The 18,239-nt window shown below is 64.2% G+C and carries 19 protein-coding genes; 8 read left to right on the top strand and 11 right to left on the bottom strand.

Translation table 11 applies throughout. From position 1 onward, the window contains the following. Positions 1–101: 101 nt before the first annotated feature. The 4 genes from EPO50_RS09290 to EPO50_RS09275 form a co-directional block, all read right to left on the bottom strand. The gene (locus tag EPO50_RS09290) at positions 102–1,253 is read right to left on the bottom strand and encodes a helix-turn-helix transcriptional regulator (RefSeq protein WP_296343200.1); all 1,152 of its coding nucleotides are present in this window, start codon (positions 1,251–1,253) and stop codon (positions 102–104) included. A gap of 117 nt (positions 1,254–1,370) precedes the next feature. Beyond that, positions 1,371–1,913, bottom strand: coding sequence for an SRPBCC family protein (locus tag EPO50_RS09285; protein ID WP_296343198.1), 543 nt, complete (start codon positions 1,911–1,913; stop codon positions 1,371–1,373). Beyond that, positions 1,910–2,263, bottom strand: a complete 354-nt coding sequence (locus EPO50_RS09280) for a helix-turn-helix transcriptional regulator (protein ID WP_296343196.1) — start codon at positions 2,261–2,263, stop codon at positions 1,910–1,912. Before EPO50_RS09280 ends, EPO50_RS09285 begins: the two co-directional genes overlap by 4 nt. A 54-nt stretch (positions 2,264–2,317) precedes the next feature. After that, a complete protein-coding gene (locus EPO50_RS09275) occupies positions 2,318–2,737 on the bottom strand; it encodes a VOC family protein (protein WP_296343195.1) in 420 nt (139 codons plus the stop codon). A gap of 195 nt (positions 2,738–2,932) precedes the next feature. Between EPO50_RS09275 and EPO50_RS09270 the strand changes: the two genes are divergently transcribed. Then, positions 2,933–4,069 carry an alpha/beta hydrolase gene (locus tag EPO50_RS09270; RefSeq protein WP_296343193.1) on the top strand — a complete coding sequence of 379 codons (1,137 nt, stop codon included), beginning with the start codon at positions 2,933–2,935 and terminating at the stop codon, positions 4,067–4,069. An 82-nt stretch (positions 4,070–4,151) separates the two neighbouring features. On the opposite strand, the gene wrbA is transcribed toward EPO50_RS09270, so the two are convergent. Then, a complete protein-coding gene (gene wrbA / locus EPO50_RS09265; RefSeq protein WP_296343191.1) occupies positions 4,152–4,751 on the bottom strand; it encodes an NAD(P)H:quinone oxidoreductase in 600 nt (199 codons plus the stop codon). A gap of 49 nt (positions 4,752–4,800) precedes the next feature. Further along, entirely contained in the window at positions 4,801–5,670 is an 870-nt protein-coding gene (locus EPO50_RS09260; protein ID WP_296343189.1) for a pirin family protein, read from the bottom strand. Between the two features lie 95 nt (positions 5,671–5,765). Here EPO50_RS09260 and EPO50_RS09255 point away from each other — a divergent pair, with 95 nt between their 5' ends. Further along, complete coding sequence (locus tag EPO50_RS09255; RefSeq protein ID WP_296343188.1) at positions 5,766–6,659, top strand: LysR family transcriptional regulator; 894 nt, start codon at positions 5,766–5,768, stop codon at positions 6,657–6,659. 12 nt (positions 6,660–6,671) lie between these two features. Here EPO50_RS09255 and EPO50_RS09250 read toward each other — a convergent pair whose 3' ends face one another. Then, positions 6,672–7,949 (bottom strand): M28 family peptidase, encoded by a 1,278-nt coding sequence (locus EPO50_RS09250; protein WP_296343185.1) that lies wholly within the window; start codon positions 7,947–7,949, stop codon positions 6,672–6,674. Positions 7,950–7,957: 8 nt separating this feature from the next. Beyond that, on the bottom strand, positions 7,958–8,836 hold the full coding sequence (locus EPO50_RS09245; RefSeq protein ID WP_296343183.1) for a LysR substrate-binding domain-containing protein: 879 nt from the start codon (positions 8,834–8,836) through the stop codon (positions 7,958–7,960). 116 nt (positions 8,837–8,952) lie between these two features. Between EPO50_RS09245 and EPO50_RS09240 the strand changes: the two genes are divergently transcribed. The 5 genes from EPO50_RS09240 to EPO50_RS09220 are packed head-to-tail and all read left to right on the top strand — an operon-like array spanning position 8,953 to position 13,508. Further along, entirely contained in the window at positions 8,953–9,714 is a 762-nt protein-coding gene (locus EPO50_RS09240; protein WP_296343182.1) for an amino acid ABC transporter ATP-binding protein, read from the top strand. Positions 9,715–9,752: 38 nt separating this feature from the next. After that, positions 9,753–10,571 (top strand): ABC transporter substrate-binding protein, encoded by an 819-nt coding sequence (locus EPO50_RS09235; RefSeq protein WP_296343180.1) that lies wholly within the window; start codon positions 9,753–9,755, stop codon positions 10,569–10,571. 57 nt (positions 10,572–10,628) lie between these two features. Continuing rightward, positions 10,629–11,294: an amino acid ABC transporter permease gene (locus EPO50_RS09230; protein ID WP_296343178.1), complete on the top strand. Its 666-nt coding sequence runs from the start codon at positions 10,629–10,631 to the stop codon at positions 11,292–11,294. Continuing rightward, complete coding sequence (locus EPO50_RS09225) at positions 11,294–12,550, top strand: M20/M25/M40 family metallo-hydrolase (RefSeq protein ID WP_296343176.1); 1,257 nt, start codon at positions 11,294–11,296, stop codon at positions 12,548–12,550. Before EPO50_RS09230 ends, EPO50_RS09225 begins: the two co-directional genes overlap by 1 nt. Before the next feature lies 1 nt (position 12,551). Beyond that, the gene (locus EPO50_RS09220) at positions 12,552–13,508 is read left to right on the top strand and encodes an arginase family protein (RefSeq protein WP_296343174.1); all 957 of its coding nucleotides are present in this window, start codon (positions 12,552–12,554) and stop codon (positions 13,506–13,508) included. On the opposite strand, the gene EPO50_RS09215 is transcribed toward EPO50_RS09220, so the two are convergent. Both EPO50_RS09215 and EPO50_RS09210 read right to left on the bottom strand, forming a co-directional pair. Next, positions 13,505–14,290: a dienelactone hydrolase family protein gene (locus EPO50_RS09215; RefSeq protein WP_296343172.1), complete on the bottom strand. Its 786-nt coding sequence runs from the start codon at positions 14,288–14,290 to the stop codon at positions 13,505–13,507. The two genes, EPO50_RS09220 and EPO50_RS09215, sit on opposite strands and share 4 nt — an antisense overlap. Positions 14,291–14,352: 62 nt before the next feature. After that, entirely contained in the window at positions 14,353–15,333 is a 981-nt protein-coding gene (locus EPO50_RS09210) for a tripartite tricarboxylate transporter substrate binding protein (RefSeq protein ID WP_296343170.1), read from the bottom strand. A 60-nt stretch (positions 15,334–15,393) separates the two neighbouring features. On the opposite strand from EPO50_RS09210, the gene EPO50_RS09205 reads away from it, so the two are divergent. After that, positions 15,394–17,079: an amidohydrolase family protein gene (locus EPO50_RS09205; RefSeq protein ID WP_296343168.1), complete on the top strand. Its 1,686-nt coding sequence runs from the start codon at positions 15,394–15,396 to the stop codon at positions 17,077–17,079. 3 nt (positions 17,080–17,082) lie between these two features. Here the strand turns inward: EPO50_RS09205 and EPO50_RS09200 are convergent, their stop codons facing one another. Further along, a complete protein-coding gene (locus tag EPO50_RS09200) occupies positions 17,083–18,174 on the bottom strand; it encodes a serine hydrolase (RefSeq protein WP_296343166.1) in 1,092 nt (363 codons plus the stop codon). Positions 18,175–18,239: the final 65 nt, after the last annotated feature.

The following is an 18,239-nucleotide window of genomic DNA, read 5'->3' as shown; positions in this document are numbered from 1 at the left end:
GACACTTGTACTCTCCCCGACGACGAACCGGCGGGAGGCAATATCGGATGGTCGATGGGGCCGGCATCGCCCTATAGGGTGATGCCTACGACGAACTCGGTTCAGGTCTCGTCCGGCCGGCCAGTCCTGATCGGAGGCGTGAGTTCACGCATCAGCAATTGCAACTGCCGTTGATCGCGGGTGCCGGTCTTGTCGTAGACGACGCCGAGCTGGCTCTTCACGGTATGGTCGGACACGCCGTTCGCCTTGGCGATCTCGCTGCGCGTCATGCCTTCGGCCGCCAGGGCAGCGACTCGCTTCTCGGCCGCGGTCAATCCGAACAAGGCCGCGATCGCCTCGATGGCCGGGATGGGATTGGTCCCGGGTGCTGCGATGAAGATCGCTGCTGTGGCCTGAGGCGACATGATCGTGTTGTGACGCCGGTTCAGCGGCAGCACATGGACGATCGAGGGTCGCTCCATCTTGACGAGCGGTACGCCGATCCCGGCCGTCCCGAGCAGGAACTCATCGCGGTGCCCGAGTTCCACAGCATGAGCGATCGACGCTTGCGCCGGCGCATAGGCGATGGTGAGCCGGCCTTCGGCCTGCCGGATGAACGCTTCGTCCCGCAGGAGAACCTCGGCCGCCGTGTTGGCGTAGAGGAGACGCATGTCGCTCGTCACGATGAAGACGGGATGAGCCAGGTTGTCGATCACTTCCTGGAAGACCCTGGATCTGCGCCGTTCCACCTCGAACAAATCCGTGATGCTCACGGCACGCCGGATGTGCGGGGCGAGCTGCGCCAGCCGCGCCTTGCTGGCCGGCGTCGCCGGCGTGTCGTCACGGGTGATGGTGGTGAGCGCACCGACAAACTCGTCACGCTTCATCACCGCAAGATTGAACCCCGTACGAAAGCGATTGGGCTGCATCCATTCCGTATAGGTGCGACTTGCGTACCAGACGTCGTAGCCTTCCGGACCGTACAGGCGGCACAGCGCATCGAAATCGAGCGGCACGTCGAGTTCGAACTTGGACAGGATCGAATAGAACGGCACATGAGCGGCGTAAGTGGTAACTAGCGGCTCAAGCACGGTCGGGTCACCATGGACCGCCGAGAACCGCGCTGTCTTCTTCGATGGATCCATGACGGCCAGCATGGTCAGGACGCTGTCCGTCATCTCCGTGACCCGGCCCAGGGCGGCTTGCCAGAGATCAGGCTCGGCAACGCAGTCGTAAAGGGCGCCGATGGTCTCTAACAGCTTCGTGTTGTCCATCGCCGCCAAAAACTTCTCCCGCTACCAAGCCTCGCGGCCGTCGACTCTCGCGTTCACGGATTATATTCGCGAGAGTGCGGCGGCACAGAGAGAATATGGGCAGTCTGAAACACCAATTTAGTCTTTGGGATAGCGCTTTTCGTACGCCTGCTCGATATCGCCAAATACGATCCAGAAGGCAGGAGGCGTCCGCCCGTTGGCGCGCTCGACCAGGATGTCGAGATGCGTATGCCAACCACCACTGACGTCGACCATCTCCTCGCGGCTCGCCAATCGGCGATGCGTCACCGTCAGCAGAACCTGGCTGCCTTGGGGCTTCAGCTCGAAGATCACTTCCGAGCTCTTCGGCCAGGTCATGGCCAGCAGGCGCGGCGGATCGATCTGCGTGATCTCGTGGTCGCTCTCGTGCCCCTTGGTGTCGAGGCTCTTGTACTTCTCCGGCGCCGGCGCCTGATGAGGCGAGAGATCGGCGTGCTTGAAGAAGAGTTTGACCTTGCCGCCGACCCTGAGCTCCATGGGTCCGGGCGCCAGCCATTCGCCACGCCTCTTCGCGTCGGTGAGAAACTCCCAGACCGTTTCGATCGGCCCCGGTAGCAACCTCTCGAAGCGCACTTCGGTAGGCGCGATGATCCGGCCGTAGCCGTCGGATGCAGTCGTCATTTGCGACTCCTCTTCTTCTGGTGGGCATGGCGCAGCAGCGCGGTTTCGAGATCGTCGAGACGGCCTGTCCAGAAGCGCTGGTAGTAGGCGATCCAGCGATCGGCTTCGGCCAGTGGCCCCGCCTCGATGCGGCAGCGATGAGTGCGGCCTTCGATGGTGCGGCTGAGAAGCCCCGCCTCTTCCAACACCTTCACGTGCTTGGCTGCGGCCGCAAAAGACATGTCGAACGGCTCAGCGAGCTCGCCCACGCTGTGCTCGCCGTCGGCCAGCCGACGCAGCATCGCGCGACGGGTCGGATCGGCGAGCGCACGGAACACGCGGTCGAGAGCCGGGGCATTATGTTCAACCATACGGTTGAACATAATGCCCCGGCCAGACTATTCAACCATTTAGTTGAAGGTTATTCAGATCGCAAAAGTGACCCGGCCGTCCTCGGCGATCGGCCAGGCGGGATTCCAGGCGATTTCCCAGGCGTGGTCGTCGGGATCTGCGACGTAGCCGCGGAAGCCACCATGCGGTGGCGCATCGGCCGGCCGCAGCACCCGGCCGCCGAATTGCGCCAGTCGATCGATCAAGGGCTGGACGCCCTCTTGTGATGCAACGTTGTGCGCCAAGCTGAAGGCTCCGGAGGGTCGGCTCTCCCGCCGGGAATCGGCGTCCAGCGCCGACGCGAGCCAGGTGCCGAGCACCAGGCCGTTCATCTGATAGAAGGCGATCTCGGGATTTTCGAAGACTGGCTTCCAGCCGAAGCCGCCGACATAGAAACGCTTGGAGCGCGCCAGATCGGCGACGCCCAACGTGATCACGGAAATCTGCTGTTGCATGGTCCACGTCCCTCTTGTTCGCCAACGCGGGAGTGCGTGAGCGCGAGGTCGCGGGGCAAAGGAGCGAAACTCCCGTCAGGACGATCGCCCGCAGAGCGGACGAAAGCGCCGGACTAAACCACACCGGCCTGCCTTTTTCGACAAGGTCAAAGTAGGCTCGCGCTCCCTTTCGTTCAAGCCTCGGACACACAGCCCATGGAACCGCTTCCCTCTTCCGTCCTGCCGGCCGGCGTGCGCAGCCGCATTCTTCCCGGCATCAACGGCCTCGACATCCACATCCTCGAAACAGGTTTCGAGACGCCCGGTCGGCCCGCCGTGATGCTCTTCCACGGCTTTCCCGAACTTGCCTTCAGTTGGCGCAAGGTGCTGCCGGCGCTCAGCGCCGCCGGATATCATGCCATTGCACCGGACCTGCGCGGCTATGGCCGCACGACGGGATGGGATGCGGACTACGATGCCGATCAGATCGGCTTTCGCTTCACCAACCTGCTGCGCGATGCGATCGGCGTGCTGTACGCCTTGGGCCATCGCACGGCCGAGGCTGCCGTCGGCCACGATTTCGGCTCGACGGTCGCCTCCTACGCCTCTCTCGCGCGCCCCGACATCTTCAAGCGGATGGCGCTGATGAGTGCGCCCTTCGGCGGTCCCACCGCCGTGCCCTTCGATACGGTCGGCAAGCCACCCGCCGGAAAGGTGCCGGACATCCACGCCGCGATGGCAGCGCTGCCGCGGCCGCGCAAGCATTACCAATGGTATCAGTCGACGCGCGAAGCCAACGAGAACCAATGGCACGCCAAACAGGGCCTGCACGATTTCCTGCGCGCCTACTATCACTACAAGAGCGCCGACTGGAAGGCGAACAAGCCACACGAACTCAAGGGCTGGATCGCCGAAGAGCTGGCCAAGATGCCGACTTACTACATCATGGACCTTGCCGAAGGCATGGCCGAGACGGTCGCCAAGGAAATGCCGAGCGCCACCGAGATCGCGGCGAACAAGTGGCTCACCGATACCGAGCTCAAGATCTATAGCGGCGAGTATCAGCGCACCGGCTTCCAGGGCGGCTTGAACTGGTATCGCGCCCGAACCAGCGGCCGCGTGACGCCGGAACTCGAAATCTTCACCGGTCGCACCATCGATCAGCCCTCGACCTTCATTTCGGGCAAGAGCGACTGGGGTAACTATCAAGCCCCCGGCGCGCTGGAAAAGATGCAGAAGAGCGCCTGCACCAACATGAAGGAAATCCACTTCGTCGAAGGCGCCGGCCACTGGGTGCAGCAGGAACAGCCGGAGGAGGTCAACCGGCTCCTCCTGGCCTTTCTGAAGACCTGAGCGTTGGCTGAGACCGCATAGTAAACAGCCGGCCCAAGTCGGCCGGCTGTTTCTTCAGTGTCTCAGAACACCCAAGTAATCGTTAGACCGCAAGCTTCTTGGCCGTCTCGGCGATCTTGCGGCCCTGATAACGGGCGCCGACCAACTCGTTCTCCGAAGGCTGGCGCTGGCCTGTGCCGCCCGTGATGGTCGTGGCGCCGTAGGGGCTGCCGCCGGTGATCTCGTCGAGCGTCATCTGGCCGGCGTGGCCGTAATCCAGCCCGACGACCACCATGCCGAAGTGCAGCAGGTTGGTGATGATGCTGAACAGCGTCGTCTCCTGGCCACCATGCTGCGTCGCCGTCGAGGTGAAGGCGCCGCCCACCTTGCCGTGCAACGCGCCCTTGGCCCACAGCCCGCCGGCCTGGTCGAGGAAGCTCGCCATCTGCGAGGACATGCGGCCAAAGCGCGTGCCCGTGCCGATGATCACGGCGTCGTAGTTGGCCAGGTCCTCGATCTTGGCGATCGGCGCTTCCTGGTCGAGCTTGAAGTGGGCGGCCTTGGCCACCGCTTCCGGCGCCGTCTCGGGAACGCGCTTGATATCGACCTGAGCGCCAGCCTCGCGGGCGCCCTCGGCAACCGCCTTGGCCATCGTCTCGATGTGGCCGTAGCTCGAATAATAAAGAACAAGAACCTTGGTCATCACACTCTCCACTCGTCTTTCACTTTTGAGGGTTGGGGGTTGTAGAAACTCAGATGTCGATGTGGCCCATGCGGCCGGCGTGATAGTCGCGGACAGCGCGCTCGAGCTCGGCGATCGAGTTCATGACGAACGGTCCGTGACGCAGGATCGGTGCGTCGAGCGGATCGCCCCCGATCAACAGCACTTCGCTGTCTTCTGTGGCGGTGAGGGTCACGACCTGGCCGGCCGACAGCCGCGCGAGTTGGCCGGCAGCGACGCGCTTGTCGTCACCGCCGATGCTCACAGCGCCGACCATGACGTAGACCGCAAGCTCCGCCGCATTGCCTGTCTCGAGTTCCGTTTCGGCGCCAGCCTTCAGCGAAGCGTGCACGACGAAGGGATTGCCCGAGGTCGCGATCGGCCCGACCAGATCGCCGAGCGTTCCGGCAACCAGACGGGTCCGCACGCGCCCATCCTGGCGTTGCAGGGTCGGGATCTCGGAAGCCTGCACGTGGCGATAGGACGGCTCGGCGTGCTTCTCGCCCTTGGGCATGTTGATCCAGAGCTGCACGCCATGGACGTGACCACCGTCGCGGCGCATCGCCTCGTCGGGGCCTTCGTCATGGATCACGCCGCGGCCGGCGCGCATCCATTGGACCTCGCCTGGACGCATGGCGCTGGTGTTGCCGAGACTGTCCTTGTGCCGCTGGCTGCCTTCCAGCAGCAGGGTCAGTGTCTCGATGCCGGCGTGCGGGTGCGCTGAAGCGCCCTTCGCTTCGCCCGGCCGGACGTCGATCGGGCCGAACTGATCGAGGAAAATGAAAGGGCCTATGGCCTCGTAGGCATTCGACGGGATGGCCCGGCGGACTTCGAACCCATCGCCTTCGAGGGTCCGGAAAGCTTCATGGACCGAAGCGACGGTTCGCTTTGAGTTCTGCATGTGAGACGCCCTCCTCCTGTCGAGGGCGTATGTAGGGGTTCCCTTCTGGACTGAAAATCTGTATAATACTTAATGATCTTTTCATTATTTTAGAAATGTCTGAACCCGGCTTTCCTTCCCTCGGGCAGCTCCAGGTTCTGCTCACCGTGGTCGATGCTGGGAGCTTCGCCGCGGCGGCCCGGCGACTGAACCGCGCGACGTCGGCCATCACCTACGCGATCGATAATCTCGAAGCCCAGCTCGGGCTGCCGCTGTTCGACCGCGTGGCGACGCGCAAACCGGAGCTGACGCAGGCCGGCCGCGCGATCGTCGCGGAGGCGCGAACCGTGACCCATAGCGTCGATATGCTGCGCGCCAAGGTGAAGGGCCTGCTCGAAGGCCTGGAGGCCGAAGTCTCGGTCGCGGTCGATGTCATGCTACCGACGAGTCGCCTGGTCGATGCCCTGCAGGCGTTTCAGGCGACGTTCCCGACCGTCCCGCTGCGCCTTCACGTCGAGACCCTGGGTGCCGTCACACAGCTCGTCTCCGAGCGCACGGCCGTTGTCGGCATCAGCGGTCCGCTGCATGTCGATACGATTGGCCTCGAACGCATCGCCATCGGCGGCGTGGAGCTCGTCCCCGTCGCGGCGCCGTTTCATCCGCTGGCGCGCCTCGGTGCCCAAACACCCGGCGCGGCACGCAACCACATCCAGCTCGTGCTGACCGACCGATCGAAGCTGACCGAAGGACAGGATTTCGGCGTCATCAGCATGAAGAGCTGGCGCCTCGCCGATCTCGGCGCCAAGCATGCCTTGCTGTTGGCTGGCGTCGGCTGGGGCAACATGCCGGCGGCGATGGTGCAAGGCGACCTCGACGCCGGCCGGCTGGTCAAACTCGATCTACCCGAGTGGTCTGAAGGTATCTATCCGTTGAAAGCGCTATATCGCACCGACACGCCGCCCGGCCCCGCCGCGCAATGGCTGATCGAGCGCTTCAAGAGTCAAATCTGACGTTGCAGGAAGCTAAGGCCTGATCCGCCATTTCGCGGCTTCTGCCGGATCGGCATTGCAGGCGGCGGCAACCAATGCGGCTGTCAGCAAGGTCGCCTGCCGAAGCTCGCTTTGGGCCACCTTGTCGCGCGTGTCTGCGGGCGTCAGCACGACCCGCAGATGGGCCGCCGGATCGTCGAAGCCCGCGACGAGACGGATTGCGGGAATGCCGCCGGCCGCGAAGTTGGCATGGTCCGAATTTGTCATCAGCGGCCGCACGGTGCGCAGGTTCTGGCCATTGACTTCGGCGACCCCGAGGAGGAACCGCTCGACACCGCCAAAGCCGCTGGTGAGCGCCGCGAGATGAGGACTGCCCGCCACCGAGTCGAGATTGACGTTGAGCGCGATCTTGGCGCGCTCGGCGTCACTCAATCCCTGCACATATTGGGCCGACCCGGTCAGCGCCCACTCCTCGACACTGAAGAACATCACGCGTAGGCCGCGACGGAAGGAAGTCACATGCGGTGACAGGGCACGCGTGACCGCCAGCACCGAGGCGAGGCCAGTACCGTTGTCCATCGCGCTCTCAGCAAGGTCGTGGCCGTCGACATGGGCGGACAGCACGACCCACTCGTCGGTCTGGCCGGGATAGTCGTAGACCAGCGTCTCCGTCTCAGCTGGCCCCTCGTCCGTCTCGATCGTCATCGTGACTGTCGGGAATCCCGCTGCGCGGCGGGCGAGTTTTGCCGCCGTCTCCGGCGCGATGCCCAGCGCCGGGATGCCATCTCCCGAGTCGCGTCCCGACGATCCCGCCACGACATGGCCGGCGAGCGGCCCCGCAATCAGGAAACCTAACGCGCCGTTGGCACGCGCCATATCGTACTTGCGGCGGCGATGGATGGTGCCGGCAGCGAACATCAGCTCATGGCGCACCAGCACGATGCGGCCGTTGATCTCCGCCTTGTGCGACTCGAATTCTTCCGGCGTGCCGCGACCGAGGTCGATCACCTCGGCGGTGAGTCCGCTCTTGCCCGTGGCGATCGTGCGGACCAGTGGATGGCACGCGGCAAAGCTGCCGTCCTGCAGCCGGAGCGTCGCCGACTGCGACCGCCAGCCATTGTACGGCACGGGAATCGAACGTCCCGAATTGGCCGGTGATGCGGCTTTCACGCGTTCGCGCAGCAAGGCAAAAGCGCGCTTCTCGCTCTCGGTGCCGGAGAGCCTGCCGCCGCAATCGCAAATGTCGTTGAAATCCTTCCAGAGCAGCTCATCGACTGCGAGACGGCCGGCCAGATCGGTATCCAAACGCATGACGGCACTCACCCATTCAACTTGTTGTCGAGCATCTCGAGAAACGCCGCTGCCAGCACTGAGGGCTCACGGTCGCGACGCCAGAAGGCGCCAATCTCGTAGGTGATGGCGGGCTCGAACGGCCGGGCCACCAGGCCGAGATGGGCAAAATTCTGGGCAGACAGCGGATCGACGATCGACCAGCCCGTGCCGGCCGCGACCAGGCCGCACAGCGTGGCGAAGAACTCCGCCTCGACTACACCGTTCAACTGCACACCGGCGGCGCTGAAGACGCCCCGGATCCGGTTCGGCACCTGATGCGAACGCGCCGGCATCACCATCGGATACTCGGCAAGAAGCTGCGGCGTCAGCACGCGGCGCGAAGCCAGTGCATGACGTGGCGGCAGGATGGCGACGCACCTCATACCGTAGCGCCGCACCTCAACCTGGGTTTCGTCGATCGGCAGTTCGGCGATGCCGATGTCGAAACTCTCGGTCGGCAGAAGCTGACTCACGACATCGGAATGGCGCGAGATCAGCCGCACCGCGACGCCCGGTCGTTCGGCGACAAAGGCGGCCACCAGCGGCGGCAGGAGCGAGATCGCCGCCGAGGGATGGCTGGCGATCACCAGGCGGCCCGACTGCCCCTCGCGGATCTGCATCGTCGCCGCCTGCAGGCGATCGACCTCGCCCAGGACACGGCTCGCCTCGGCATAGAACAGCACGCCTTCGGGCGTAGGCTTCAACCGGCCGCCGGCGCGCTCGAACAACGGGAAACCCACCGCTTCCTCGAGCCGGGCGATCTGGGTGCTGACGGCGGGTTGGGTGACGCCCATGGCGGTCGCCGCAGCGGTGACCGAGCGATGGTCAACGACGGCCCGAAAGGCCTCGAGGAGCTTGACGTCCATTTACCTATAAACAACGGTTATTGCGATTTTGGCAATCCAATACCTTCCAACTAGCAAATCTTCGGCCGATCCGGCAGTCTTGTCGACACAGGCATAGCAATTGCTTATGGAGTGACATGAGCGGTACTCCTATCCTTCTCGCCGATAGCGTCACGAAGCGGTTCGGCGCTAATCAAGTGCTGACACGCGTCTCCCTGCCGGTAACGGAACGCGACGTGGTTTGCATCGTCGGGCCTTCAGGCTCGGGCAAGACCACTTTGCTGCGCTGCTTTGCGTTGCTGGAAGCCCCGAGCGAAGGCCGCATCGTCATGCAGGGTGTGCCGATCGCGACGGCCAATCCCGACCGTCAGGTGAAAAGTGCGGCACGCGCCGTGCGCTCCGACATCGGCATGGTGTTCCAGCACTTCAATCTCTGGCCGCACATGTCGGTGCTCGAGAACCTGATCGAAGCACCGATGCTCGTGAAGAAGATGCCCAAGGACGAGGCAATTGCCATCGCCGAGGGCCTCCTGAAGAAGGTCGACCTCTCGGACAAGCGCGACGCCTATCCAGCGCGACTGTCGGGCGGCCAGCAACAGCGCGTCGCTATTGCCCGCGCACTGGCCATGTCGCCCAAGGTTCTGCTGTTCGATGAGGCAACCAGCGCGCTGGACCCCGAGCTTCGCCGCGAAGTGCTGCTGGTCATGCGCCAACTCGCGCAGGAAGGCATGACCATGCTCGTGGTCACGCACGAGATGGGCTTCGCGCGCCATGTCGGCACCCGCACGGTGTTCATGGATCGCGGCGAGATCGTCGAGGAAGCGCCGGGAGCCTCCTTCTTCGATGCGCCCAAGACCGAACGCGCCAAGCGCTTTCTGCAGCAGTTCGAGGACGAGTAACGACGCTTAACAGGGAAGGCTAACGAGGGAGACAGATCATGGGTGTTGCAAAGATCTTCGGAGCATTTGCTCTGGCAGGGGCCGTCGGCCTGCTCGCCACGACGTTCGGCGCCACGGGAGCCGAAGCACAACAGACGCAGTCGCGTCTCTACGAGGTGACCAAGAGCAAGAAGCTCAGGGTCTGCCAGTTCCCGCTCTACTATTCGATCTCGTTCCGTAATTCCAAGACCGGCGAGATCGAGGGCATCGATGCCGACCTTGCGAAGGAATTCGCCAAGGAGCTCGACGCCAAGCTCGAGATCGTCGAGTCGAGCTTCGGATCGTTCATCGCCGACCTGCAGGCCGGCAAGTGCGAGATCGGCATGTTCGGCGTCGGCGCCACCATGAAGCGCGGACAGGCCGTCGAATTCTCCAAGCCTTATCTGCTGACCAACCTCTATGCGGTCACGCGCAAGGACGGCAAGATCAAGAAGTGGGAAGACATCGACAAGAAGGGCGTCAAGGCCGCGGTGTCGATGGGCAGCTACATGGAGCCCTTCATGAAGGGCTACCTGAAGAACGCCGACATGGTTTCGGTGGCGCCGCCCAACACGCGTGAGGCCGAGCTGGTGGCGCAGCGGGTCGATGTGATCATCACCGACTTCCCGACCGCCATCAAAGTGACCGACGAGTTCGACTGGGCAACTTACATCCTGCCCAACGAGAAGCTCGCCATCACGCCCTATGCCTATGTCGTACCACAGGGCGACCAGATCTGGCTGAACTACGTCAACCTGTTCGTCGACACCATCAAGCTCGACGGACGGCTGCTGAAGTACGCCAAGAAGCACAAGCTCGACCCGATCGTGGCACCGTAAGCCGCTCATCGTTGGGAGCGCGTCACGCTCGTGGCGCGCTCCCGGCAAGAGGACGACATGTTCAAATATCAATTCCGCTGGGACACGGTCTGGGGAAGTTTCGACTTCCTGATGGGCGGCCTCGAGATGACGCTGATCATCTCGGCCATCACCCTGGTGCTGGCGATGATCGGTGGCCTGATCATCGCCCTCCTCGACATGTCGCGCTTCCGGGTGCTGCGTTGGATCGGCGTGTCGATCGGCGAGATCGTACGCAACACACCGATCCTGGTGCAGTTGCTCTGGGTCTACTACGTGCTGCCGATCGTGTTCGGCATCCGCATCGAGGCGCTGGTTGCCCTAATCATCGGCCTCGCCCTCTACCAGGCGGCCTTTATCTCCGAGGTCTATCGCTCCGGAATCCAGGGCGTGCCCAAAGGCCATCGTGAAGCCGCGCAAGTGCTCGGCTTGACCCCGATCCAGTCGTTCCGACGCATCGTGCTGCCACAGGCGATCCGTATGACCCTGCCGCCGCTGGCGTCGAACTTCGTACAGCTCATCAAGTTCTCGTCGCTGGGCGCCGTCATCTCGGTGAGCGAGATCACGCGACGCGGCATGGAGCTTTCGGCAACGAACTTCCGGCCGCTCGAGACCTTCACCTTCATCGCCGTGGTCTATTTCTTCATCTGCTGGCCGCTCGCCATGGGCATCCGGTTTTGGGAACGCAGGCTGCAGGCACGCTGATGTCGAACGAAGTCCGTACTGAACTGGCGCGCCGCGTCGAGGGTTCGCTCGACCGGCTGGTCGCCGTCACGCAACGCCTCGTGGGCGTTGCCTCACCCAACCCGCCGAGCGACACATTCGATGTTGCGGCCATCGCCGAAGCCCTGCTGCGCGAGATTCCCGGCATCGAGATAGAGAGGGTCGAGCCCGAACCACGGGTAGTCAGCCTGGTTGCCCGCATCAAGAGCGGCAAGCCCGGCCGGCGGCTGATCTTCAACGGCCATCTCGACACGTTCCCGCTTCTCGAGAACCTGCCCTGGACCGTGCCGCCGCTGGGCGGCGTGCTGAAGGACGGCAAGCTCTACGGCCGCGGCGTCTGCGACATGAAGGGCGGCATCGCCTGCTCTCTCCTTGCCGCGCTGCTGCTCGCCGAGAATCGCGACGCCTGGTCGGGCGAGATCGTGCTCACCCTGGCCGGCGACGAAGAGAATATGGGTTCGCTGGGCTCCGGCTGGATGCTGAAGCACATCCCACACGCTGCTGGCGACGCCAATATCTGCGGCGATGTCGGATCGCCCAGGGTCGTGCGCTTCGGTGAAAAAGGCCTGATGTGGGTCGAGATCGAAGCCACAGGCTCGCCGGCGCATGGCGCGCATGTGCACAAGGGCGTCAACGCCGTCGACCGGCTGCGGACCGCATTGGATCGGCTGAAGGATCTAGAAGAGGTTCCCTTCCAGTCCCCGCCCGCCGTCACAAGCGCCATCGCCAAGGCGAAGGCGATTTCCGAGCCACTATCCGGGGTGGGCGAGGCCCATACCTTGCAGCATGTCACGGTGAACATCGGCACCATCGAAGGCGGCACCTCACCCAACCTGGTCCCGACGCATGCCATCGCCCGCGCCGATATCCGGCTACCGGTCGGCATCACGACGGACGTACTGGTGCGCCAGCTCGACGAATGGCTGACGCCGCTTGAGGGCGTGAGCTGGAAGGCGATCCGTCGCTTCGAGCCCTCCTTCACCCCGCCGGACCACGAGATCGTGCGCCGTACCGCCGAGGTCGCCGCCGAAGTGCTGGGCGAGACGCCGGCCGTCAACATGCGCGTCGGCGGTTCGGACTCGCGCTGGTACCGCATGTTCGATGTGCCGACCGTGGTGCTGGGGTTGACGCCCTTCAACATGGGCGGCCCCGATGAATACGTCCTGGTCGACGAGCTGCTGGCTGTCGCCAAGATCCACACCCTTGTCGCCTACGACTTCCTCTCTGCGGAGCCTTGAAATGGATCGCACCCTGGACCGCCTCTCTGACGCCGATCTCTTCACCTCGCCCATGACCTTCATGGGCGCGCCCTATGGACGGCCCGGCCCCAACAACAAGGCGGCGATTCTCGGCATTCCGTTCGACTGCGGCACCAACATGCGGATCGGCGCGCGTGGCGGCCCCGACTCGGTGCGCCAGCAATCGGCGCTGATGCGCCGATTCAATCCGACCAATGCCGACTTCGATCCGGTCACTGCGCTGGGCCTGGTCGATTGCGGTAACGTGAAGCTCACGCCCAGCAAGATTGTCGACGCCTTCGAGCGTACCGAACAGGCCGTCGACCGCATCGTCGAGGCCGGCGCCGTGCCGATCACCATCGGCGGCGACGGTTCGGTCACCGTCCCGGTCGCGCGCGCAGTCGGCAAGAAGTACCGCAAGATGGCGGCGCTCCATATCGACTCGCACACCGATTCCTACCCTTACGGCGCGGAGGAAAAGTACAACTCCGCTACCCAGTTCACGCACGTCGCCGAGGAAGGCCTCGTCGATCCAGAATTCTCCTGGCATGTCGGCATCCGCAGCACGACCTACGCACAGGGCGTCGTGCCGCGCGCCATGAGCCTCGGATACAAGGTCGTCTCGATCGACGAGCTGATCCGCGGTGGCTTTGCCCAGCGCATGGCGGAGTTTCGCGACAAGGTCGGCAAGCGGCCGGTCTATCTCTGCTTCGACATGGATGTGTTCGATCCTTCGACCGCACCGGGCGTCTGCACGCCGTCCTGGGGCGGTCTCAGTGCGCGCGAAGGCATAGACCTGCTGCGCTGCCTGACCGACCTCAACATCGTGGCGATCGACGTGAACACCGTGAGCCCGCCGCAGGATGTGAACGGCATGGCCGCCCATCTCTGCGCTCACGTGATCTACGAAACCCTGGTCCTGCTCTGCCGGCAGATGGGCCTGGCAGGCAACGCCTAACGCAGGTACTTCGCGAAGAAGGCCCTGGTCCGCGCCTCGGCATCAGGCGCGGCCACGGTGTCGTAGACCAGCCGGTGCTGCTTGCCGGCGGCACCCGGTACGGTGCGATCCGCGGCCTTCACATCGAAGCTGTGATAGGCCTCGGGATAGTAGATAGCCTCAACGAGATCGCCGCGGGCGAGGCTGCCGACTAGCTTTCGGCAACGGTCCGAAGACGTCCAGTCGTCCTTGTCGCCGGCCAGCAGCAGGACCGGGATGTCGATGGCCGTATCGAATTGCGGATTGCAACCCGGATAGTAGGCAACGCCCGCCACGAGCCCGCGCTTGTCGAGCGCAAAGCTCGACTGCGCGGACCGGATCACCGTCGATCCGCCGTGGCTGTGGCCGATGATGCCGACCTTGCCCTTCACCACATCGGGCCGCGTCGCGAGATAGTCGAGAGCGCCCGCGATATCGGCGACGCGCATGTTCGGCGTCACCACATTGGGTGTCGTGCAGACAGCCTTGGTGCCGCGCGGGTTGAACGAATCCGGCGCCAGCACGAGATAACCCCAGTTCACCAGCAGCTTTGCCCATGCGTCGGTATGCCGTCCCACGCCGGCACAGCTATGCGCGAGGATGATCGCGGGAAACGGCCCGTCGCCCGGCGGCTTGGAAACCCAGCCGCTCATTTCCGGTCCGGCCTGGCTGGTGCCGACCGGCACGCTCGGGAAACTCACGCTCTGCGCTACGGCCTGGCTGCCGAACAGCAGAAGAACTGCAATCGCAAAGGCCCGAATCATGGCGCTAGTATAAAGCGACGGGAAGATCGCCATCCATGATCAAGACGATCGTCGGCTGACGATCACTCCGGCTCGATGCCCGCCTGCTTGGCGATCTCGCCCCAGGTCACCAGCTCCCTCTTGATGCGCCTGGCAAAAGCGTCCGGTGCCTCGCCACCCGGTTCGCTGGCGAGGTCGCGGATCTTGGCGAGCGTCTCCGGTTCGGCCAGCACGGCGACCACATCGTCGCGCAGTTTCCGAGTAAGCGCCGGCGGCATGTTGCCGGGGCCGAACAGAGAGAACCACGCCCCTTGCTCGACGCCCGCCACACCAGCCTCGGCCATGGTCGGAATGTCGGGCAATGCGGCCAGCCGTTTGCCCGTCGTGACCGCCAACATGCGCAGCGTACCGGCGCGGTGATGCGACATCACCGTGAGCGGGCTGGTGAAGCCGATCGGGATATGGCCACCGGCAAGCTCCTGCATCATCGGCGCTGCGCCCTTGTAGGCGACATTCTCGATCTTGAGCCCGCTGCGGAGCCGGAAGAGTTCGCCGATCAAGCGTGTCGTGTTCTCTGTGCTGCCGAACTGATACTTGCCGGGGTTGGCGCGGGCTGCCGTCAGGAATTTTTCCATCGTGTCGAAGCCCGCCTTGGGCGAGCCGACCAGAGCGATGGCGCCCTCGATCAACGGCGTCACGGGCGTGAAGTCGCGCTCCGTGTCGTAGGGCAGGGTCTTTGTCGTGTAGGGATTGATCGTGTGCGCGCTGGTCGTCACCAGAAGCGTGTAGCCATCGGGCGCCGCCTTCGCGACGATCTCGCTGCCCAGGATGCCGCTGGCACCACCCTTGTTGTCGATGATGACAGTCTGCTTCCAGCGGTCGGCGAGCCGGGGGATGATCAGGCGCGCCACGAGGTCGGTGCCGCCGCCGGCCGGATAGGGCACCACCGCCCGGACCTGCTTCGTCGGAAAATCCTGCGCACGAACGATTGCAGGAGCGAGCCCGCTTGCGAGGCCAAGACCGGTGGCCCCAGCGACGAATCCACGACGCTTCATGCCTGTCATGCAAACCTCCCGTTCCATTTTGTTGCCAGCAGACTAGGGTTCCGGTCGGAGGAAACCAAGATGTTCGACCTTGTCATCAGGGACGCTGAAATCTTCGACGGCTCCGGCACCAAGCCGATTCACGGTGACGTCGGCGTCACCAACGGCAAGATCGCCGCCATCGGCCCCAAGCTCGGCACTGCCAAGGAGAGCGTGAAAGCGGACGGGCTCGCCCTCGCCCCAGGCATCATTGACGGTCACACGCATTACGATGCGCAGATCACCTGGGATCCGTTCGTCGATCCCTCTCCTGCGCTCGGCGTCACGACGACCGTGCTCGGCAACTGTGGCTTCACCATCGCGCCCTGCAAGCCACAGGACCGCGACCTCACCATGCGTCACCTGACTCATGTCGAGGGCATGTCGCTCGATGCCTTGCGCGCCGGCATCCGCTGGGAGTTCGAGAGCTTCCCGCAGTATCTCGACATGCTGGAGAAAAACGGCGTCGGTCCCAATGTCGCCTGCTTTGCCGGCCACTCCGCCATCCGCACCTTCGTGATGGGCACTGATGCGACCGAACGTGCCTCGACCGAAGCGGAGGTCGCGCAGATGGCAGACCTGGTGCGCGACGCCATGAAGGCCGGCGCGGTCGGCTTCGCGTCGAGCACGGCCGAGGCCCACAACGGCGAGGGCGGAACGCCCATGCCGTCACGTCTGGCCGACGATCGCGAGCTGCGCACCTTGGTCCGCGCCATGAGCGAAAGCGGCAAAGGCGTCTACATGCTGACCAAGGGCAGCAAGACCTCGATCCCCTATCTCGAAGAAATCGCCGCCGAGGCCAAGCGGCCGGTCGTGATCGCCGCCCTCTTCCACTCCAACACCAATCCGACGGCCTCCTTCGATTGGCTGCGTCAGGTGAACGAAGCGCGCGCGCGTGGACATGCACTGGTGGCGCAGACGTCCTGCTGCCCGCTCAGCATGGATTTCACCTTCAAAAGCCCCTACCTGTTCGAGAGCATGCAGGCATGGAAGCCTGCGATGGCCGCCCACGATCCCGCTGAGCTCGAGAAGATCTACCGCGATCCCGCGTGGCGTGCCTCGGTGCGCGCCGAACTGGAAGCCAAGCGCGGCCGGCTGCTGTTCAACAGCGAATGGAATAAGCTCTTCGTTGTCGAGACGGCAAAAGCCGAGAACCGCGCCCTCGAAGGCGCGACCCTCGACGTGCTGGCAAAGCAGGCAGGCAAGGATCCGCTCGACTTCATCCTGGACTTCGCTCTGTCGGAAAAACTCGACACGATGTTCGTGGCGCAGCTCCTGCACAACGACGATGCGGCCGTCGGCAAGATCCTGGCCGATCCCAATACGCATATCTCGCTGAGTGACGCGGGCGCGCATCTCACCTTCTTCTGCGATGCCGGTTTTGGCCTGCACTTGATGGGCCATTGGAGCCGCGATCTTGGCGTGCTCGACCTGCCGCAGGCGGTGCACCGCCTCACCGGCCAGCCTGCCAAGCTGTTCGGCATCGAAGGCCGCGGCCTCCTGCGCGAAGGCTATGCCGCCGACCTGATGCTGTTCGATCCCACCACAGTGGCGCGCGGCCCCAAGCGCCGCGCCCATGACCTGCCGGCGGGCGCAGCGCGGCTCACGGCCTCGGCCGTGGGCTTGCATGGTGTCTGGATCAACGGCACCAAGGCCGCCGACGAAAAGGGCTTCTGTGCCGATCCCAAGGCACGTCCCGGCGAGGTCCTGCGCCGCTTCGCAGCCTAACGACTACGGCCAGCGCGTGACCGCGCGTGCGGCGTCGCCCAGGAGGCGGTCGAGTTCGCCATGCGCTGGTCCGCCCTGAAGGCCGGGCTCGAGATAGACCACCATGTTGACGTCGAGGGCGCCGATCCGGACCGCGAAGGTCGAATAGGAAATGCGCAACGGTCCGTCGAAGCTCTTGTTCGTCGTGTAGGTCCAGCGGCCCCAGTGCCAGAAATTACCACCGCCCTGCCGGGTCGGCCGAACGAAGGTGCCGAGTCCGTAATGCGTGGCGGCACGTTCGTTATCTGCGAAAGGCGGCTGCATCATCCAACGCCGCGCCACGGGGCCGATCGCGGGATTGTCGACAGCGAAGGCCTGATAGAAGCGGCCATAGTCGGCCAACGGCATGCGCCAGCCGCCATAGCTCGCGAGAATGCGCCACGCCGGATCGAGTTCCGCGTCGCGCGCGCCCAACGGCACCAGCACAGTTTGCCGACAGAAGGCTTCATAAGACTGGCCCGTCGCTTCCTCGATGATCGCGCCCAACATCAGATAGGCTGCATTCGAGTAGGCGTATTTCGTGTCGGGTTGCAGGGGCAGCCGCTGGGCAATCACCCATTTCAGTTGGGCATCGAATGCAGTTTCCCGCGCGGTATGAGTCCGCAGGTAGTTGCCGAACGCTCCCGACGTCGCGTCGTTCTTGCCGTCGAAGCCCGCACGGTGGGCAAGCAGTTCGCCGATCGTCACCTGCAGCAGGCGCGGATCGGCAGGCGGTCCGACGCGAACCAGAGTCTTGGCCAGCGCCTCAGCCACGCGCGTGTCGAAACTAAACCGGCCGCGGTCGATCAGAGAGGCGATACAAACACCGGTCACCGCCTTGGACAGGCTCGCCAGCGGCACCGGCGCGCCGGCCGCCAGCCGGCCCATCTGGGCCGAATGCACCGGCCGGCCTCCATGGACCACGACCAATCCGCCTGTCGAGCGCTGCTGCTTGGTCATCCAGCCGCGCCAGGCCTGTTCGATATCCTGGACGGTCTGGGCCTCTGCCACTCCTACTGCAGCGAGACAAAGACTCAGGACGGCAGCAAAAATCGTCAGAACGATTACGCGACGCATAGCGGCAGGGGCATAGAAAATCATCTCTTTGACGGGTACAAACGCGCGGGCCGCAATCCTAGGGA

The organism is Reyranella sp., assembly GCF_004297405.1.
Classification (GTDB): Bacteria; Pseudomonadota; Alphaproteobacteria; order Reyranellales; family Reyranellaceae; genus Reyranella.
Note: the sequence above shows the minus strand (reverse complement) of the source record. Positions and strands in the feature narration are given on the sequence as shown.

What these genes read in the sequence shown, in the direction of transcription:
- EPO50_RS09280 (WP_296343196.1), bottom strand. Translation starts at nt 2,263, where the DNA reads ATGGTTGAACATAATGCCCCGGCTCTCGACCGCGTGTTCCGTGCGCTC.
- EPO50_RS09285 (WP_296343198.1), bottom strand. Translation starts at nt 1,913, where the DNA reads ATGACGACTGCATCCGACGGCTACGGCCGGATCATCGCGCCTACCGAA.
- EPO50_RS09220 (WP_296343174.1), top strand. Translation starts at nt 12,552, where the DNA reads ATGGATCGCACCCTGGACCGCCTCTCTGACGCCGATCTCTTCACCTCG.
- EPO50_RS09240 (WP_296343182.1), top strand. Translation starts at nt 8,953, where the DNA reads ATGAGCGGTACTCCTATCCTTCTCGCCGATAGCGTCACGAAGCGGTTC.
- EPO50_RS09275 (WP_296343195.1), bottom strand. Translation starts at nt 2,737, where the DNA reads ATGCAACAGCAGATTTCCGTGATCACGTTGGGCGTCGCCGATCTGGCG.
- EPO50_RS09245 (WP_296343183.1), bottom strand. Translation starts at nt 8,836, where the DNA reads ATGGACGTCAAGCTCCTCGAGGCCTTTCGGGCCGTCGTTGACCATCGC.
- EPO50_RS09235 (WP_296343180.1), top strand. Translation starts at nt 9,753, where the DNA reads ATGGGTGTTGCAAAGATCTTCGGAGCATTTGCTCTGGCAGGGGCCGTC.
- EPO50_RS09290 (WP_296343200.1), bottom strand. Translation starts at nt 1,253, where the DNA reads ATGGACAACACGAAGCTGTTAGAGACCATCGGCGCCCTTTACGACTGC.
- EPO50_RS09260 (WP_296343189.1), bottom strand. Translation starts at nt 5,670, where the DNA reads ATGCAGAACTCAAAGCGAACCGTCGCTTCGGTCCATGAAGCTTTCCGG.
- EPO50_RS09215 (WP_296343172.1), bottom strand. Translation starts at nt 14,290, where the DNA reads ATGATTCGGGCCTTTGCGATTGCAGTTCTTCTGCTGTTCGGCAGCCAG.
- EPO50_RS09230 (WP_296343178.1), top strand. Translation starts at nt 10,629, where the DNA reads ATGTTCAAATATCAATTCCGCTGGGACACGGTCTGGGGAAGTTTCGAC.
- EPO50_RS09250 (WP_296343185.1), bottom strand. Translation starts at nt 7,949, where the DNA reads ATGCGTTTGGATACCGATCTGGCCGGCCGTCTCGCAGTCGATGAGCTG.
- EPO50_RS09225 (WP_296343176.1), top strand. Translation starts at nt 11,294, where the DNA reads ATGTCGAACGAAGTCCGTACTGAACTGGCGCGCCGCGTCGAGGGTTCG.
- EPO50_RS09200 (WP_296343166.1), bottom strand. Translation starts at nt 18,174, where the DNA reads ATGCGTCGCGTAATCGTTCTGACGATTTTTGCTGCCGTCCTGAGTCTT.
- EPO50_RS09205 (WP_296343168.1), top strand. Translation starts at nt 15,394, where the DNA reads ATGTTCGACCTTGTCATCAGGGACGCTGAAATCTTCGACGGCTCCGGC.
- wrbA (WP_296343191.1), bottom strand. Translation starts at nt 4,751, where the DNA reads ATGACCAAGGTTCTTGTTCTTTATTATTCGAGCTACGGCCACATCGAG.
- EPO50_RS09255 (WP_296343188.1), top strand. Translation starts at nt 5,766, where the DNA reads ATGTCTGAACCCGGCTTTCCTTCCCTCGGGCAGCTCCAGGTTCTGCTC.
- EPO50_RS09210 (WP_296343170.1), bottom strand. Translation starts at nt 15,333, where the DNA reads ATGACAGGCATGAAGCGTCGTGGATTCGTCGCTGGGGCCACCGGTCTT.
- EPO50_RS09270 (WP_296343193.1), top strand. Translation starts at nt 2,933, where the DNA reads ATGGAACCGCTTCCCTCTTCCGTCCTGCCGGCCGGCGTGCGCAGCCGC.